Source organism: Arthrobacter sp. ISL-28, assembly GCF_018613875.1.
GTDB lineage: Bacteria > Actinomycetota > Actinomycetes > Actinomycetales > Micrococcaceae > Arthrobacter.
On sequence record NZ_JAGGPJ010000008.1, the window covers coordinates 148,197 to 164,474 of the forward strand.

Annotated in this window: 12 protein-coding genes and 1 pseudogene; 7 read left to right on the top strand and 6 right to left on the bottom strand. The window is 65.6% G+C overall.

The window, feature by feature from the left end; translation table 11 throughout:
* Positions 1-72 precede the first annotated feature (72 nt).
* Positions 73-3,099, bottom strand: coding sequence for an Ig-like domain-containing protein (locus tag J7E80_RS23710; protein ID WP_251036596.1), 3,027 nt, complete (start codon positions 3,097-3,099; stop codon positions 73-75).
* A gap of 120 nt (positions 3,100-3,219) precedes the next feature.
* Positions 3,220-3,390, bottom strand: a complete 171-nt coding sequence (locus tag J7E80_RS07490; RefSeq protein WP_215050842.1) for a hypothetical protein — start codon at positions 3,388-3,390, stop codon at positions 3,220-3,222.
* Positions 3,391-3,847: 457 nt separating this feature from the next.
* Between J7E80_RS07490 and J7E80_RS07495 the strand changes: the two genes are divergently transcribed.
* The gene (locus tag J7E80_RS07495) at positions 3,848-5,728 is read left to right on the top strand and encodes a glycogen debranching N-terminal domain-containing protein (RefSeq protein WP_215050843.1); all 1,881 of its coding nucleotides are present in this window, start codon (positions 3,848-3,850) and stop codon (positions 5,726-5,728) included.
* On the opposite strand, the gene J7E80_RS07500 is transcribed toward J7E80_RS07495, so the two are convergent.
* The gene (locus tag J7E80_RS07500; protein ID WP_215050844.1) at positions 5,725-7,428 is read right to left on the bottom strand and encodes a glycoside hydrolase family 32 protein; all 1,704 of its coding nucleotides are present in this window, start codon (positions 7,426-7,428) and stop codon (positions 5,725-5,727) included. The genes J7E80_RS07495 and J7E80_RS07500 overlap by 4 nt on opposite strands.
* Before the next feature lie 60 nt (positions 7,429-7,488).
* Entirely contained in the window at positions 7,489-8,109 is a 621-nt protein-coding gene (locus J7E80_RS07505; RefSeq protein ID WP_215050845.1) for a YdeI family protein, read from the bottom strand.
* 86 nt (positions 8,110-8,195) lie between these two features.
* Here J7E80_RS07505 and J7E80_RS07510 point away from each other — a divergent pair, with 86 nt between their 5' ends.
* From J7E80_RS07510 to J7E80_RS07540, 6 genes are all read left to right on the top strand, one after another.
* The gene (locus tag J7E80_RS07510; RefSeq protein ID WP_215050846.1) at positions 8,196-8,939 is read left to right on the top strand and encodes a VOC family protein; all 744 of its coding nucleotides are present in this window, start codon (positions 8,196-8,198) and stop codon (positions 8,937-8,939) included.
* A 137-nt stretch (positions 8,940-9,076) separates the two neighbouring features.
* Positions 9,077-9,616 carry an NUDIX hydrolase family protein gene (locus tag J7E80_RS07515; RefSeq protein ID WP_215050847.1) on the top strand — a complete coding sequence of 180 codons (540 nt, stop codon included), beginning with the start codon at positions 9,077-9,079 and terminating at the stop codon, positions 9,614-9,616.
* Between the two features lie 88 nt (positions 9,617-9,704).
* A complete protein-coding gene (locus J7E80_RS23715) occupies positions 9,705-10,874 on the top strand; it encodes a DUF6707 family protein (RefSeq protein ID WP_251036597.1) in 1,170 nt (389 codons plus the stop codon).
* An 86-nt stretch (positions 10,875-10,960) separates the two neighbouring features.
* Positions 10,961-11,686, top strand: a complete 726-nt coding sequence (locus J7E80_RS07530; RefSeq protein ID WP_215050848.1) for an SRPBCC domain-containing protein — start codon at positions 10,961-10,963, stop codon at positions 11,684-11,686.
* 33 nt (positions 11,687-11,719) lie between these two features.
* Entirely contained in the window at positions 11,720-13,006 is a 1,287-nt protein-coding gene (tgt, locus tag J7E80_RS07535; RefSeq protein WP_215050849.1) for a tRNA guanosine(34) transglycosylase Tgt, read from the top strand.
* 217 nt (positions 13,007-13,223) lie between these two features.
* Positions 13,224-14,153, top strand: a complete 930-nt coding sequence (locus J7E80_RS07540) for a type IV toxin-antitoxin system AbiEi family antitoxin domain-containing protein (RefSeq protein WP_215050850.1) — start codon at positions 13,224-13,226, stop codon at positions 14,151-14,153.
* Between the two features lie 172 nt (positions 14,154-14,325).
* On the opposite strand, the pseudogene J7E80_RS07545 reads toward J7E80_RS07540, so the two are convergent.
* Together J7E80_RS07545 and J7E80_RS07550 are read right to left on the bottom strand one after the other, a co-directional pair.
* Positions 14,326-14,538, bottom strand: a pseudogene (locus tag J7E80_RS07545) (VUT family protein); the annotation flags it as partial.
* A gap of 161 nt (positions 14,539-14,699) precedes the next feature.
* Positions 14,700-16,127, bottom strand: a complete 1,428-nt coding sequence (locus J7E80_RS07550) for an MFS transporter (protein ID WP_215050851.1) — start codon at positions 16,125-16,127, stop codon at positions 14,700-14,702.
* Positions 16,128-16,278: the final 151 nt, after the last annotated feature.

Genomic DNA, 16,278 nt, shown 5'->3' on the forward strand with positions numbered 1-16,278 from the left:
TCGGTCATCTCGAGGCTTCATCCTCGTTGTTTGCAGCCTCCAATAACAAAACCCCCGACCGAGAACGTGTGCCTACTTCTTCAGCGTGAGCACCAGCTTGGGTGCGGTCGTGCTGCCGGCCTCCTTGGAGTTGAGGTCCAGGCCGTCGCTGCTGCTGGAGTCCATCCCAAGAGAGAGCTGTTGGCCGAGCTCACCGGTCAGGCCGCTGACCGTCAGCGGAACGCTGTAGCTGGTGTTGGTCGTTGTCGGGCCAAGGGTGCCGATGCTGGTGCCCAGCGCCGGACGGTTGCTGTACGTGATCCCGCCCTCGGTCCAGCTGTCGTTAGCGACCAGCTTGACGTTCTGCTTACCCGTTGACCCGCTCCCCGCGCTGCGCAACTGCAACGTCGCACTCTCCAGCGTCCTGCCCGCATACGCCGACAGGTCAAACTTCAAGTACGTGGCCTCCACCGGACTGTTGTCCACACCCAACATGACACTCGTGCCATTGTTCGTCCCCGTCGCCCCGCCCGAGACATAGCTGTCAGCGGTGGCCGTGAGCGTGACCGTCTCCGACGTGCCCCCGCCCACGGCAGCCGTGGTGAAGGTCCACGTCCTGTCCGACGCCAACGCGTTGCCGGCGACATCCTTCACCCCACTGGAGCCGCCCCTGATCGTCGCCGTGTACGTCGTACCCGCCGCCAGATCCGCACCAGGATTCAACGTCGCAACCCTGTCCGTGCTGTTGTACGTCACAGCGGCCGCCACCGTCGTCGTCCCGGCCTTCAACGTGAACGTGCTCGACGTGAGCGTCGAGGCATCCATCGCCTCCGAGAACGACCCCGTCACATTCGCCGTCACGGCCACACCGGTCGCACCAGCAACCGGAGACGTACCCATCACGGTCGGAGCGGTCGTGTCACCACCGCCACCGCCGCCGCTGGGGCTCAACGTGAGCACCAGCTTGGGTGCGGTCGTGCTGCCGGCCTCCTTGGAGTTGAGGTCCAGGCCGTCGCTGCTGCTGGAGTCCATCCCAAGAGAGAGCTGTTGGCCGAGCTCACCGGTCAGGCCGCTGACCGTCAGCGGAACGCTGTAGCTGGTGTTGGTCGTTGTCGGGCCAAGGGTGCCGATGCTGGTGCCCAGCGCCGGACGGTTGCTGTACGTGATCCCGCCTTCGGTCCAGCTGTCGTTAGCGACCAGCTTGACGTTCTGCTTACCCGTTGACCCGCTCCCCGCGCTGCGCAACTGCAACGTCGCACTCTCCAGCGTCCTGCCCGCATACGCCGACAGGTCAAACTTCAAGTACGTGGCCTCCACCGGGCTGTTGTCCACACCCAACATGACACTCGTGCCATTGTTCGTCCCCGTCGCCCCGCTCGAGACATAGCTGTCAGCGGTGGCCGTGAGCGTGACCGTCTCCGACGTGCCGCCGCCCACGGCAGCCGTGGTGAAGGTCCACGTCCTGTCCGACGCCAACGCGTTGCCGGCGACATCCTTCACCCCACTGGAGCCGCCCCTGATCGTCGCCGTGTACGTCGTACCCGCCGCCAGATCCGCACCAGGATTCAACGTCGCAACCCTGTCCGTGCTGTTGTACGTCACAGCGGCCGCCACCGTCGTCGTCCCGGCCTTCAACGTGAACGTGCTCGACGTGAGCGTCGAGGCATCCATCGCCTCCGAGAACGACCCCGTCACATTCGCCGTCACGGCCACACCGGTCGCACCAGCAACCGGAGACGTACGCGTCACGGTCGGAGCGGTCGTATCGCTCGGGGCAACGCCCTGCCGGTCGCGCAAGAACACGTCACCGGTGGCGTTGGTGTCGCCCGGCACCAGGTTGCTCGCATCCGACGTGAAGGCGACGTAGCGGCCGTCGGCGCTGATCGCGGCGTCCCCGCTTGCGCCGTTGGCCTGGGTGCCGTCGCTGGCGACACTGATCCGGGTGCTCTCCGTCACGCGGTCATGCACGAACACGTCGTCGGTGAAGTTGGTGTCGCCGGGCACCACGTTGTTCGCGTCCGACTGGAAGGCCACGTAGCGGCCGTCGGCACTGATCGCGGGCCCGCCGCTGTGTGAGTTGGCTTGGGTGCCGTCGCTGGCGACGCTGATCCGTTCGGCGCTCCCCGTCACGCGGTCATGCACGAACACGTCGTAGGTGAAGTCGGTGTCGCCGGGCACCAGGTTGGACGCAAACGACACGAAGGCGACGTAGCGGCCGTCGGCACTGATCGCGGGCTGGGAGCTAGAGCTGTTGGCCTGGGTGCCGTCGCTGGCGGCGCTGACCCGTTTGGTGCTGCCCGTTACGCGGTCATGCACGAACACGTCGTCACTGTCGTTGGTGTCGCCGGGCACCAGGTTGTCCGAAGGCGATGTGAAGGCGACATAGCGGCCGTCGGCGCTGATCGCGGCGCCGAAGCTTTCGCGGTTGGCCTGGGTGCCGTCGCTGGCGGCACTGACCCGCTCGGTGATCCCCGTCACTCGGTCACGCACGAACACGTCGTCATTGTCGTTGTTGGTGTCGTCGGGCATCAGGCTGGTCGCAAATGAATGGAAGGCGACGTAGCGGCCGTCGCCGCTGATCGCGGGGTAAAAGCTGTGGCCGTTGGCCTGGGTGCCGTCGCTGGCGACATTGATCCGTTCGGTGCTCCCCGTCACCCGGTCATGCACGAATACGTCATCCCAGCCGTTAGTGTCGCCCGGCACCAGGTTGTCTGCAAACGATACGAAAGCGACGTAGCGGCCGTCGGCACTGATCGCGGGCCAGGAGCTGCCGAAGCTTCTGTTGGCCTGGGTGCCGTCGCTGGCGACGCTGACGCGTTCCATGGCGCCGGTGCCCCGGTCGTGCACGAACACGTCCGAACTGTTGTTGGTGTCGCCGGGCACCAGGTTGGGCGCTGACGACTCGAAGGCGACGTAGCGTCCGTCGGCACTGATCTCGGCAGACCCGCTAGAGCCGTTGGCCTGGGTGCCGTCGCTGGCGACGCTTGCCCGGGTCGTGGCTGGGCCGGCGGCGGACGCCGGCGCGGGGACTCCGAGGATGGCGGTGAGCAGAATCAGTGAAACCCCTAACCGTCGCAGTGCCGGACGTCCCCCTGGTTCCCGGGGCGATGGTTTCTTCATGATTCTTCTCCCTTTGTTTAGTCGGGCGTCGCGGGAAGCGTCTGACTTTAGGTGGATCGTGCGCCGTGCCCCTCGAGCACGGTGCGAAGCCTTTTACCGGGCGGTTAACGGAAACGTTGTTCACCAGAATTTCCAGAGCTGCGGCGAACCGACGAGAAATTTTGCGGGGTCAGCAGGCTGTACCTCGGCCGCCTCTGGGCCGTTCATTCCGGCCGGGGCATGTGCGTGAATCCGGGGCGCGTGGAAGTGAGACTGCCGGCCCATGCGCAGCATGATGATGGCCGGGTTCATTGAGGGCGTCTTCCGGATTCCGCGCCCGCACCCGGGCCCGGATCGGCGGAGTATGACGATTCGGGAGACTGCGCACAGACATGGCGTCCTACGTTCTGCCAGTCGCGGGCGTCCCCAGCGCCGAACCGTGAGATGTACCGATTGTTATTAAGGCCAAATGAGACTTGGCCAGTGTATGTCCGGGACAAGAGGCCAACCAGCGTAGCGAGAGGCCTCCCGGTACTCGTTTTTCCCGCAAGCACTACCCGTTCTCAGCCCGGACTACTCGCTCTTAGTCGCCAAAGGACTAACAAGTACTACCAGGGTTCAGCTCGTGCTCTCCCAGATCGGTGTCGGCTTGGCCCCACATTGTCTACGTGCGCTAATCCTGGGCCTATCGCGCGCTGTCGAATTCCCCGCACCGCCGATTGAGCCTGTCGAAATCCCCGCGTCAGCACGTCCCGCGTAGGCTGGGCGCATGAGCGTTCAGCTGGGTCTCCACCGCCAGTACTGTTCCGTGGCCGCGCCGACCCAGCTGTGGCTCGATGCCGACGGCAGGCTGTCCGGCGGCTCCGCCTTTACCGGCTTGCTCCATGGGGACACGCGCATGCTCTGCCAGGCGTCGGTCACCGTCAACGGCTTGGAGCCCGAACAGATCTCCGTTGACCAGGCACCCGGCGGCGTCCTGCGGGTCCGCGGCCTCATCAGGGGCATCGCGGGGCAGACGGCAGATCCCGCCGTCGAACTCCTCCAGACCTGGACCGTGACGCCGGGCGTCGTCCGCCACACATTGCGGGTCAGTACGTCTCTGGAGGAGCTCGCCGTCGAAGTCGCCGTGGAACTCTCTGCCGATTTCACCGATATGGCTGACATCCGCCTGGGCCGCTTCCGCGATCCCCAGGAACCGGCCCCGGATGACACGGTGCTGCGCTGGCACGACGACGGCAGGAGCCTTGCCGTCTCGGCTCCCGGCAGTGCCGGGTCCGGGCAGCAGCTGGCGTGGCGGGGAAGCGCCGGGCGAGGCAGGCCTTACGAAGCGGAATGGCAGGCCGTCCTGGATGACCACAGCAGCATTCTGGTGGCCGCCGCGCCCTCCTCCTTGACCTTCCCGTCCCATGCCGTCCCCACCGGGGCCCTGCAGACGCTCCTCGAGAACTCGCTGGACGAACTCGACGGTCTGCGCCTGGCAACGCGCCAACTGCCCGACGCACCCTTCATCGCCGCTGGCGCACCCTGGTACTTCACGCTCTTCGGCAGAAGCTCCTTGTGGACCGCGCGCATGCTGCTGCCCCTCGACGCCGGCCTGGCTGCGGGCACGCTCCGGGTACTCGCGCAGTTCCAGGGCACGGCGTCCGACCCGGAGGCCGCCGAGGAGCCCGGAAAGATCCTGCACGAACTGCGCTCCAAGGAGCTCGTCCTGGAAAGCGAAGGGCTCCGCCTTCCTCCCCGGTATTTCGGCGCAGTGGATTCCACGCTCCTCTGGCTCTGCCTGCTGGCCGAATTGTGGCACACAGGCAAGGAAGACGATGTGGTCCGTGCCCTGCTGCCGCATGCCCGGAGCGCTGCGGACTGGCTTCTCGCCACGGGCAGTCCCGATGGAGGAAACAGCGGCTTCCTGACGTACCAGGACACCGGCGGCAACGGGCTCAGGAACCAGGGCTGGAAGGACTCTGCGGATGCCATGCAGTTCGGGGACGGCCGCCTGGCCGACGGCCCCATTGCGTTAGCCGAGGTCCAGGGCTACGCCTATCAGGCAGCGGTCGCCGCTGCAGAGCTCTTCGAGGCCACCGCCGGGGAAGCCGGCGATTCTGTTTCACATGCCCTGCGGGATTTTGCGTCACGACTGCAGCAACGGTTCCGCGAGCGCTTCTGGCTGGAGGACGGTGCCGGACGTTTTCCGGCCATGGCCTTGGACGGAAGCGGCACGCCTTTGGACGTCCCGGGTTCCAATATGGGCCACCTGCTGGGTACCGACATTCTGTCGCCAGAGGAGGCACGGCTCGTGGCCGGCCGGCTCCTCGGCGCCGAGCTCTTCACCGGCTACGGCCTCCGCACGATTTCGAACCGGGCCTCCGGCTTCTGGCCTTACAGCCATCACTGCGGTTCGGTCTGGACGCACGACACCGCGGTAGCAATCCGGGGACTCCTCGCTGACGGCTTCACGTCGGAGGCCCGGACGCTGGCGGAAGGGCTGCTGACGGCGTCTGAGTCCTTTGGAAACCGTCTGCCGGGGCTCTTCGCCGGAGTGCCCGCGTCGCAGACCGGATATGCGGTGCCGTTCCCGGCGTCCTGCCGTCCGCAGAGCTGGTCGTCGGCGGCAGCCGTGGTGGTGGCGCAGGCGCTCGGCGCACTGGCCTAGCGTGCGTTGGCCAGGGGCGTGTACTTGAACGCCTTCAGCGTCACTCCTCCGCCTGCTGTCGAGGCGCTGATCCTGTGTTCGCCGGCACGCGGGAAGACCAGCGAGGTCAGGGTCTGCTCGCCGCCATTAACGAACACCTCCACGGAGGAATAGTCCACGAAAAGTGTCAGCTCCACCGTGCCCCTGCCAGCTGCGGAACCGTGGCGCGGCGGGCTCGACGCTGTCCGCCGATCGGTAAACACCGGGCCCAGCCCTTCAACGCCCGGGGCCATTGCCGAGCGGGACACGGAGGCCGTCCCCTCCTCGAAGTTGTATCCGACCGTGGCAAAGTCCGCCGCAGCATTCCCAGCAGCGCCGTTGCCCGCCGAGCCGCTCCCGAGCTTGAGGAGAACTTCCGAGCCGTCGTCGTCCGGCCCGCGTTCGAGGGTCACGTCGAGCCGGTATGCTCCGCCGTCGGGAACAGGCAGTTCCCCTGCACCGCTCGGCGTCACCTGCCGGTCGCTGATGGCCTCGGGGGTGCCTTCCAGACCTGCCAGGGCCTCGGCGGGAGTCGACACCAGGGCCGGCTTGCCTTGGACCGTTTCGAGGCGGATGTCCCGCACTATTGAATCGGCGCCGCCCTGCCAGTCACTGGTGGGCAGCTTGCGTGCGTAGGTCCAGTTGTTCATCCAGCCGATGGCGTGGCGTGACGCCGTCCGCTGGTTTTCCGGAAGCCGGGGATCATCCCAGGTGACCGCCGCGTAGAAGTCTGATCCGGCGTCGAGCCACTGGTGTTTTTCATCTGCGGGCGTGAACGTGGTGCCGTCCCACTCCCCCGTCCAATAGGCCACACCGGTCGTCCGGCCTTCTCCTGAACCGTTGGCACTCGCGGCGAGGACCCAGCTGCGCTTCGCAGGATCGCCGTCGAGGTCCAGCTGGAAAAGGTCCGGGCATTCGAGGATCCCCAGTCCTTTGCGTTCAAAGCTGGAGGCATGGCGCCAGTCCTTGAGGTCCCGCGACGTGTACAGGCCGATTTTTTCGCCTTCCGCCAAGGCCATCACCCATTGCCCGCGGGCTTCGTCACGGATGATTTTCGGGTCCCGCCAATGCTGCGCACCCGGGTTATCCATGACTGGATTCCTGTCGTAGGGCTTGAACGTGTAGCCCTTGTCCGTGGAGTAGAAGAGGGACTGCCGCTGGACCCCGTTGTCCTGCTGCGTGAGGACGGCGATGACCGCGCCCTTGCCGAAACCCGCGGTGTTGTCGTGGTCCACCACGGCGCTGCCCGTTTCGATGTCGCCCAGACCGTTCTTGAACTTCTCGATTGCCACGCCTTCGTCCTTCCAATGCACCATGTCGGTGCTGGTGACGTGGAACCACTCGGTGCCGTTTCCTTCCGGATGGTCGGCGTTGTAGAGATAGTAGTAATGCCAGACGCCGTCCAGCATGAACGGCCGCTGTGGATCGTTCATCCACTCCTTCGCCGGTGTGAGGTGGTAGGACGGGCGGTACTGGGATGCCCCCTCGGGCCGGCTGAAGTTCTGGGCCTCCGGCTTCTGACCACCCTGGTTCTGGGTACCTTGGTTTTGCGAACCGGGCGCATCAGGGGACCCTCCTGCCAGCCCAATCACGGCCATGACCGCCAGAAGGATAACCAGGACAGCAGCCGCTGCGATTCCGATGGCGCGGGGGCCGGGCTTCAGTGGGGAAAACCTGTGCATGTCCGCCGATCGTCGGAGAATGGTGAAACGCCGGCGGGCCAGGGCGCGGCTGCCAGCGCTTCATTGACCAGGTTCAATTTTACCTTCCCGCTGCGGGCGCTTCTTCTGCGGGTATGGCGTCTCGCCGCGCGCCAGCATGTCCACGAAACCGGCGATTTTCCGCGCCCGTGTGGCGGGCTGTTTAACCGAGTTCGTCCGGTAGATGAGGGCGTAGCGGTTGACGGAGGTGAGGACGTCGAACATGGCCTGCGCTGCGGGGACGGCAGCGATGGCCGCGGCGAGATCCGCCGGGACTTCCGCCGTCGCCTGCCCGGAATACGCGGCTTCCCAGCGGCCGTCCGCTTTGGCGGCATCGACGGCAGCCCGGCCGGCGGCAGTCATCTTGCCGTCCGCTTCGAGCCTTCCGACCCGGTCCACGTTCCGGGCGGACCAGGCACTCTTTGGCCCGCGGCGCGTCATCCGTTGGAAAGAGCTGCCGTCGTCGCGCCTCCTGCCCTGCCCGTCAATCCAGCCAAAACACAGCGCCTCGTTCAGTGCTGCTTCATAGTCCAGTTCCGTGACTGCACCGCCCTTTTTATGCAGCACCAGCCAGACGCCGGGACTGTGCGCGTGGTTCGATTCCAGCCAGGTGCGCCATTCGGCGGCGTCCTTAACCAGCAGTTCCTCGAGTTCAGCGGACATAGGCCCTATTCTGCCCCCGGTGCCGGAGTATTCAAGTCGTGGCATCATGGCCATGACAGCGCTGTTTCCGAATCCGAGGAGAACCCATGCTGCGTGTCCGCCCCGTTCATTTCACATCCCGGATGGCACCGTGGGAGCGGCTGCTCACGGACCTGGGCATGATCAAGACCACTGAAGACGACACATGGCGTGAATTCGACGCCGGTTCAGGGAGGCTGGCGCTCCAGCACACCCCGGCCGGAGAAGAGAATGACGGCAGCACATCCTTCGGCGTCGAGGTGGGCGATCTGGAGGAGTTCGCCCGCCGCACCAATCTTGCGGGCGCAGAAACCGGAACCAGCCCGGCCGAGCTGGTCCCGGCGGATATCGGGGACTCCTGCCGGATCACGGGCGAGGACGGCTTCAGCTTTACCGCGGACAAAGCCGCTCACGGCGCGCAGTGTGCCGACGCCGACCCGGCGCTGACCGTCGTCGCCGTCTGGTTCACCGAGGATACCGCCGCGGCCGCCGATACGCTCCGGTGCATGGGTGCCCGGTTCAGGCCCGTCCCGGATGACGATGAAACCGCCGATTTCACGGCCAAGAACGGCGGCGTGCTGATGGTGCGCCCCGGTACCGGCCCGGCTCGGTCAGGCTTCGGTTTTGAGTACGACGGCGACCTCGACGTCTTGCGTGACCGGCTCACCGCCGCCGGCCACCGCGTTACCATGACCGAGGAAGCCTTCGGGCGTACCCTGCACGTCGCCAACCCCGACGCGCACGACGCCGCTCCGGACTCCCACGTGGCGCCAACGCTTTGGATCTCCCAGCGGGCACCGCGAGGGGCGTGACGGGCGGTCCGGCCAGGCCGGTGTGCGCCGGCGGGCCGGCCCGTTGATGCGTTGGATCTCGGCACTTAGCCCTCCGCTAAGAGCTGAGATCCCACGCATCGGCGGCCGGATGGGTGGTGATGGGGTAGAACTTAACCATGAACCTGCGCACCCCTGACCCCAATCCCGGCTGGCTCTCCGACGAGGACCTCTTTGAGGCCCGCGGGCGGCTCCCCATGGTCTATGTGGAAGCGGTGCCGGTACGGCTCGATCCGCTGGGGTTCGTTAACGAGGTGGGGACGCTCCTGCAGGCTGACGCAGACGGCACCATGGTCCGCTCCCTGGTCTCCGGCCGCGTGCTCTACCGCGAAACTATTAGGGCCGCGCTTCTGCGGCACATGGAGAAGGACCTCGGCCCGCTCGCTTTCCCGCAGCTGCCCATCAGCCCGGTGCCGTTCACCGTGGCCGAGTATTTCCCTGCCCCGTCCCAGACGGGCTTCACCGATGACCGCCAGCACGCCGTCTCTCTCGCCTACATCATCCCCGTCACCGGCGAGTGCGAACCGCGCCAGGACGCCCTGGAACTCACGTGGATGACTCCCCAGGAAGTGCTCAGCGATGACGTCCAGCTGGAGTTCTCGGGCGGGCGCGGAGCACTGGTCCGGCAGGCCCTGGCATTCGCCGGCGTCGGGGGCTGACAGCGCGCGGAGAGTCCCGCCTCCCCGACTTGGTGCTCCGTCCTTTGTAGACTGTTGGGCGGACCGCAAGAGAACCTAAGGACTCCCGATGAACCACCAACCAGCTGCCCAGACCTATCGCGAACAGCAGGCTGGGTCTCTGCAGAGTGGCGACCACCTCCTCCTGCCAGACGGCCAGCGGTCCGCGGAAATCCATTCCGTCGAAATCGAAAACGACGACTTCGGCAGCCCCGCCATAGTCCTCGCAACCCTCACCGGTGGCGGAATGCTGCGCATTGCCGCCGGCTCGTCAATACGGATCACGGGCACGGAATCTGCGATGGATGAGCCCTCGCTGCTGGAAGCCGCCGCCGCCCAGGACGGTATCGGACAAGACACTGCCAACCAGGAACGCGCCAGCCAGGACAGTGCCCGACAGGACAGTGCCCGACAGGACAGCGCCAGCCAGAACAGTGCCAGCCAGGACGCTGTGGTCCAGGTAAATGCCGCCGACGCAAGTGCAGTCAGGGACTCCGACGCCGCCACCCCGCTTCAGGTGGTCGGGAACCCCCGCGAGGGGGCGGCGCTGCCCCCGGCGCCTCCCGCCGTCGTCGTTCCTCCCCTGCCGGCCACAACGCCCGCGGTGATCGGGCCGAGCGCAGAAGACCTAGCCCTCATCCCGGAGCCGGCAGGTACGCCGGAATCCGTTGTGGAAGCCGTTGCGGAGGCCCATCCGGATTCCGTGGGTGTGCTGTTGCTGGCCGACAAGCTGGTCAAGGGCATCAACACGAAATCCGGCAGTTGCCTCAAGGACCTCAGCGACCTGGCGCACGAGCTCTTCATCATGCTCAAGGACGCAGACGGCGCGCTGGCCGTCGCGGACCTCCTGAATGTGCTGCCATTCGACGGCAACCCCGGCAGGTGGTCGTCCGTGGAGGCGTCGCTCGCGCTGTCCACCTACATCTGCCGCCAGACCGGTCAGAAGGAGCGCGCGGCCGTCTACGAAAAGTTGCTGCGCGCGCCGGAAAACCAGGAGACCGACCCGTTCAAGGCCAGGATGCAGGCCAGGGTCCGCCAGCGCTCGCTGAACGAACCGAACCTGTATGACAAAGAGATCTTCCGGTCCATGGACAATTCCAACCATGAGGCCGAGCGCGAATGGCGGCTGCTGCGCCTCGAGTCGCTGCTGTTCCTGCGCGCGCACGGCGGATCGCAGACCATCAGTGCAGGTGAGCTGGAACGGCGGATAGCGAACGAACTGGAGTCTGTGCGGGCCTAGTCTGTGCGGGCCTGGCCTCGGGGCGTCTTCCCCCGACGAGTGCGCTTCCTCTAGCCCCGGCTGTGCCGAAGTTGTAAATTCAGGCCATGACGAACAATCTGAGCGTAGTGATCAACTCCGATGCGCCGCAGGTTTGGACGATGCTGCGTGAACCCGCCAAAGTAGCCGAGTGGCACGGCTGGCAGGCAGACGACCTTGCCGCCGAAATCAACGAAATCTACTTCAACAGCACCGTGATTGAAAGCCCGGACCACACTTCACTGACCGTCGACGGCGGTGACATCTTCACGCTGAAACCGGTGCCCTCCGGGACCGAGGTGAGTGTCACGCGTGCAGCGCTGGATCACAACTCCGAGTGGGCGGCATGGGACGAGGACATCACCCAGGGCTGGCTGACCTTCCTCCAGCAGCTCAGGTTTGCCTTGGAACGTCATCCCCACGGCAAACGCCGGACCTTTTTCTTCTCGGTTCCCGGCAGCGAAGGCTCCGCCATCGAAAAGCTCGGGCTCCAGGACGTCCCGGCACCCGGCGAAGATTATTCCCTAACTCTGGGAACCGGCGAGGAGATTTCCGGCAAGGTCTGGTACAAATCCAACCATCAGGTGGGACTGACCGTGCACAGCTATGCCGAACGCGGCGATGGCCTGCTGATCGTGGCGGACCAGCCCGTCATCCCGGAAGTCCGTCCCGACGGCGGCTCGTTGGTGATCCTCTCGACCTACGATCTGGGGGCCCACAGCCTCGAGACCATCCGCAGCCTGTGGGATGACTGGCGGGCTGAGAACTACCCCACATCGGAGCCGATCCACTGAGCTGCCGCGCGCCCAAGCTGGCACACTTGAACCGTGCCAGCCAATCCTGAACCAGTGCCGCCCGCCCGCCAGTCGGAGTTCTCCTTTCGGGTAGGCAAGCGTCTCGCCGAAACGTGCCGCCCGGCGGCCGGGCAGGTGTCCGCCAACGGCGGCGAGTTCCTCGGCCGGACCGGGACCATTGCCACGCCCCACGGCGAGATTCAGACGCCGGCCTTCATCGCCGTCGGGACCAAAGCGACTGTCAAATCAGTGCTGCCCGAGTCCATGGCCGAACTAGGGGCGCAGGCACTCCTGGCCAACGCCTACCATCTGTACCTGCAGCCGGGACCGGAAGTCCTGGACGAGGCAGGCGGGCTCGGGGCCTTCATGAACTGGCCCGGCCCTACCTTCACCGACTCCGGAGGGTTCCAGGTGATGAGCCTGGGTTCGGGGTTCAAGAAGGTCATCGACATGAAATCCGTGGACCAGTCCGGGCCCGACGACGCCGTGGCCGCCGGCAAGGAACGCCTGGCCCACGTGGACGACGACGGCGTCTGGTTCAAGAGCTATCTCAACGGCGACCGCCACCGCTTCTCGCCCGAGATTTCGATGCAGGTCCAGCACCAGATCGGCGCGGACATCATGTTCGCCTTTGACGAGCTCACCACGCTGCAGAACTCCCGCCGATACCAGGAGGAGTCGCTGGAGCGCACGCGAAGGTGGGCCCTGCGCTGTCTGGACGAACACTTCCGGCTCACCGTCTCCCGGGCGGGTAAGCCGTACCAGGCGCTGTTCGGCGTGATCCAGGGCGCGCAGTACGAGGACCTGCGCCGCAAGGCCTGCCGCGACCTTGGCGCCATGCCTTTCGACGGGTACGGGATCGGCGGGGCGCTGGAGAAGGAGAACCTGGGCACCATTGTGCGCTGGTGCAACGAGGAGCTTCCGGAAAACAAACCGCGGCACCTCCTGGGCATTTCTGAGCCGGACGACATCTTCACAGCCATCGAGAACGGCGCCGACACCTTTGACTGCGTCTCCCCTACCCGGGTGGCCCGCAACTCCGCGTTCTACACCCCCGAGGGGCGGTTCAACCTGTCCGGCGCCAAGTACAAGCGCGACTTTGGCCCGCTGCAGATCGGCTGCGACTGCTACGCCTGCCAGAACTACTCGCGCGCCTACATCCATCACCTGTTCAAGGCAAAGGAGATGCTCTCCGCCACGCTCATCTCCATCCACAACGAGCGCTTCGTGGTGAAGATGGTGGACGACGCCCGGCTCGCCATCGAGGACGGTTCCTTCTTCGAGTTCAAGGCCGAGACCCTGGGGCGGTACTACTCGTAGGTCCGGTCCCGGCCCGCCACCCGGGACGCTGCCGCCCGTACCCCGGCCCGCCACCTGCGCCCGCGCCCGCGCCTGCGCCCGCGCCCGCGCCGTTTCGACGGTTCCCTGCCAGCTAGACGCATGGGCGCGTCGAACCGGCAGGGAACCGTCGAGCCGGGTTTCCACATAGCCGATCCCGGGTCTGGAAGCTGGCGGTCGCGAAGCCGAGGCTGGAACCATGACACAGCCTCAGCTTCCCCTCGGCACCATGTGGCGCACGCAGGAACTGCTCAGCGTCGGCGTTCATTCGCGGGCCATCGCCAGCCTGATGCGCAGCGGAGACCTGGTGCGGCCCCGCCGCGGCTGCTACGTCCGGGGCAGCTGGTGGAACAGTCTGAAGCCCGGTACGCGCAGCCGCTACCTGGTTCATGCCCATGCACACGGGACACTTACGACGTCGGCCGGCGGCTTTGTTTACAGCCACACCTCAGGTGCCCGCCTGCGCCGGCTTCGTTTGTGGAACGTCGACGACCGGATCCATCTGACGCAGCCCACGTGCCCGTCCCGAATTTCGCACGGCCGTGACGTTGTTGCCCATACTCGTACCCTGGGCGCGGGCGATATCAGTTTCGTGGCCGGGCTCCCCTGCACGTCACTTGAACGGACTGTGGTGGATTGCTGCCTGATGTTCAACCTTCGGCAGTCTCTCATTCTTGTGGACCATGCCTGCCGGCTGGGCGCGGACCTTGAGGATCTGCGGTCCCGCTGCACTGCACTGACGGGGCGCAACGGAGTCGTCGCAGTGCGGCGGGCCCTCGAACTGGCTGACCCCCGCTCTGAGTCACCCGGTGAAACCCTGACCAGGGAGCTGCTTCACCGGCTCAGGATCGAGCCGCCCGAACCCCAGTACGTGGTGCACACGCGGCTGGGCGAGCATCGGCTGGACTTCGCCTGGCGCAAGCGGAAAGTGGCGCTCGAATTCGACGGCAAGGTCAAGTATTTCGACCATCAGCCCACCGGCGAGGTCCTGTTTGAGGAACGTCGCCGTGAAAAGGCGCTAATGGAGCAAGGCTGGACCTTCATCCGGATCGAATGGAAGGACCTGTTCAACGAAGCGGAATTCAAGTACCGGGTGCTCCGGGCGCTTGGCGGTCGTCCAGGCGACTAGCCTTCACCGTCCCGGCGCTCCCGCCGTTTCGACGGTTCCCTGCCGTTTCGATGTCACGCAGCATCGATTGGGGCAGGAACCGTCTAAACGGCCCACAGTCAGGGCGTGCCGGTAGGACGGCGGCGGCCGGCTGCACTGCCTCCGTCACCTCGTCTCCGTCACCTCGTCTCCGTCACCGCGTCTCCGTCACCGCGCCGTAGCTCGGCTCGCGCTTTCTTGATCCAGCCAATGACGAAGGTCGTCACCGGCACGAACAGGAACTCGACGAGGGTCTTGTAAAGGAATCCGACCACCACGTAGTTCAGAAATGTGGCAAGTCGCTGATGCAGATCACGGAAGCCGGGATGCTGCAGAAGATCAGTGTGTCCACAAATTCCCCGGCGACGACGACCGGTTAACGACGACGGCGGGCCGCCGGCTCCGGGACCTGAAGTCCGCCCAGTAGCCGGCCACCCGCCGTCGTACGCGTCTATTTCGATGGTTCCCTGCCGCCTCGACGCTTTCGGGCGTCGAGTGTGCACGGAACCGTCGAAACGGCCCGCGGACCTAGCGCCGAGATGCCTCGATAAGCTCCTCGTCGTCCCCGCGGCCTGCGTCGGTGGGGTCGTCCGCGGCAACGGCTGCCTGCGACCAGGCGTCGCCCTGCTCACGGTCCAGGTGCGTTGCCTTCTTGTTCTTCAGCGCGAAGATGTAAACCAGCAGCGAGAGGCCGATGGCCACGGTGACGTAGGTGAAGAACAGGTCCACCTGGCCGGCCTTCTGCAGTGCCGCACCGATGAGCGGAACGGTCCCGCCGAAGAGCGAGTTGGCGATGGCGTAACCCAGGCCGACGCCGAGGGCGCGGATCGAAGCAGGGAACAGCTCGGCCTTCACTAAGGCGTTGATGGAGGTGTAGCCGCCAACAATCAGCAGGCCGCCCATCATGAGCAGGAACGCCGTGAACGGATCCTTGGTGCCGGCGAGTGTGGAGAGCAGCGGCCAGGTAAACAGCAGGCCGCTGATGCCGAACCAGAGCAGCAACGGCTTGCGGCCCACCTTGTCCGAGATCATGCCGTAGACGGGCTGCAGGAGCATGAAAATGAGCAGTGCCCAGAAGTTGATGACCGACGTGTCCGTCTTGGCGATCCCCGAAGTATCGTTCATGAACTTCAGGATGAAGTTGGTGTACGTGTAGAACGCCACCGTGCCGCCTAGAGTCACGCCGATGCAGATCAGCAGCGGCTTCCAGTGCTGCGTGAACAGCAGCTTCATGGTGCCGGGCCGGGCCTCGCCGGCCACGAGGGGGGCCTTGGCAGCACGGACCTGCTCCTCGGAGACGGTCTCTTCCATGGAGCGCCGCAGCCACAGGACCACGAGCGCGGCGACGCCGCCGATGGCGAACGGGATGCGCCAGCCCCACTCCGTCAGCACGTCCTTGCCCATGGTGTTCTGCAGGATGACGAGGACCAGCAGGGCCAGCATTTGTCCGCCGATCAGGGTGACGTACTGGAAGCTGGAGAAGAAGCCGCGGCGCTTGGAGGTGGCGGCCTCGGACATGTACGTGGCACTGGTGCCGTATTCGCCGCCGACGGAGAAGCCCTGGACCAGGCGAACGAGAATCAGCAGAAGCAGTGCCCAGACGCCGATCTGCTGGGTCGTGGGCAGGATCGCGATCGCAAACGAGCCGGCCGACATCATGGTCACGCTGAGTGTCAGGGCTGCCTTGCGGCCGTTGCGGTCGGCATAGCGGCCGAAGAACCAGCTGCCGATGGGGCGCATGAGGAACGACGTCGAGAAGACGGCCATCGCCTCAAGGCCGGCCTGGAGCTCGTCCTTGGAGTTGAAGAAGTGGGACTGGAAGTAGGCTGCGAAGACTGTGTAGACGTAGAGGTCGTACCACTCCACAAGGTTGCCTGCGGAGCCTTTGAGGATATTGCTCACGGCCCTGCGGGTCTGGGCTGCCTCATACTGGGTCACGGTTTGCTGGATGCTCATCAGTGAACCTTCCTTGACGGTGCCGCTGCCGGCAGCCGTTCCTGGCGTACTTTCATGCTGTCCATGGCCACTTTGCTCACGGTTCCTCCTCGACGTTGACAGTCCCCCTGAACAGCAGAGGACCCGATCCAAACTATTCGTGATGCAGGGC

Bases quoted from the DNA above. Each gene is read 5' to 3' on its own strand.
- J7E80_RS23710 (WP_251036596.1), bottom strand. From the start codon at position 3,099: ATGAAGAAACCATCGCCCCGGGAACCAGGGGGACGTCCGGCACTGCGA.
- J7E80_RS07490 (WP_215050842.1), bottom strand. From the start codon at position 3,390: ATGAACCCGGCCATCATCATGCTGCGCATGGGCCGGCAGTCTCACTTC.
- J7E80_RS07495 (WP_215050843.1), top strand. From the start codon at position 3,848: ATGAGCGTTCAGCTGGGTCTCCACCGCCAGTACTGTTCCGTGGCCGCG.
- J7E80_RS07500 (WP_215050844.1), bottom strand. From the start codon at position 7,428: ATGCACAGGTTTTCCCCACTGAAGCCCGGCCCCCGCGCCATCGGAATC.
- J7E80_RS07505 (WP_215050845.1), bottom strand. From the start codon at position 8,109: ATGTCCGCTGAACTCGAGGAACTGCTGGTTAAGGACGCCGCCGAATGG.
- J7E80_RS07510 (WP_215050846.1), top strand. From the start codon at position 8,196: ATGCTGCGTGTCCGCCCCGTTCATTTCACATCCCGGATGGCACCGTGG.
- J7E80_RS07515 (WP_215050847.1), top strand. From the start codon at position 9,077: ATGAACCTGCGCACCCCTGACCCCAATCCCGGCTGGCTCTCCGACGAG.
- J7E80_RS23715 (WP_251036597.1), top strand. From the start codon at position 9,705: ATGAACCACCAACCAGCTGCCCAGACCTATCGCGAACAGCAGGCTGGG.
- J7E80_RS07530 (WP_215050848.1), top strand. From the start codon at position 10,961: ATGACGAACAATCTGAGCGTAGTGATCAACTCCGATGCGCCGCAGGTT.
- J7E80_RS07540 (WP_215050850.1), top strand. From the start codon at position 13,224: ATGACACAGCCTCAGCTTCCCCTCGGCACCATGTGGCGCACGCAGGAA.
- J7E80_RS07550 (WP_215050851.1), bottom strand. From the start codon at position 16,127: ATGAGCATCCAGCAAACCGTGACCCAGTATGAGGCAGCCCAGACCCGC.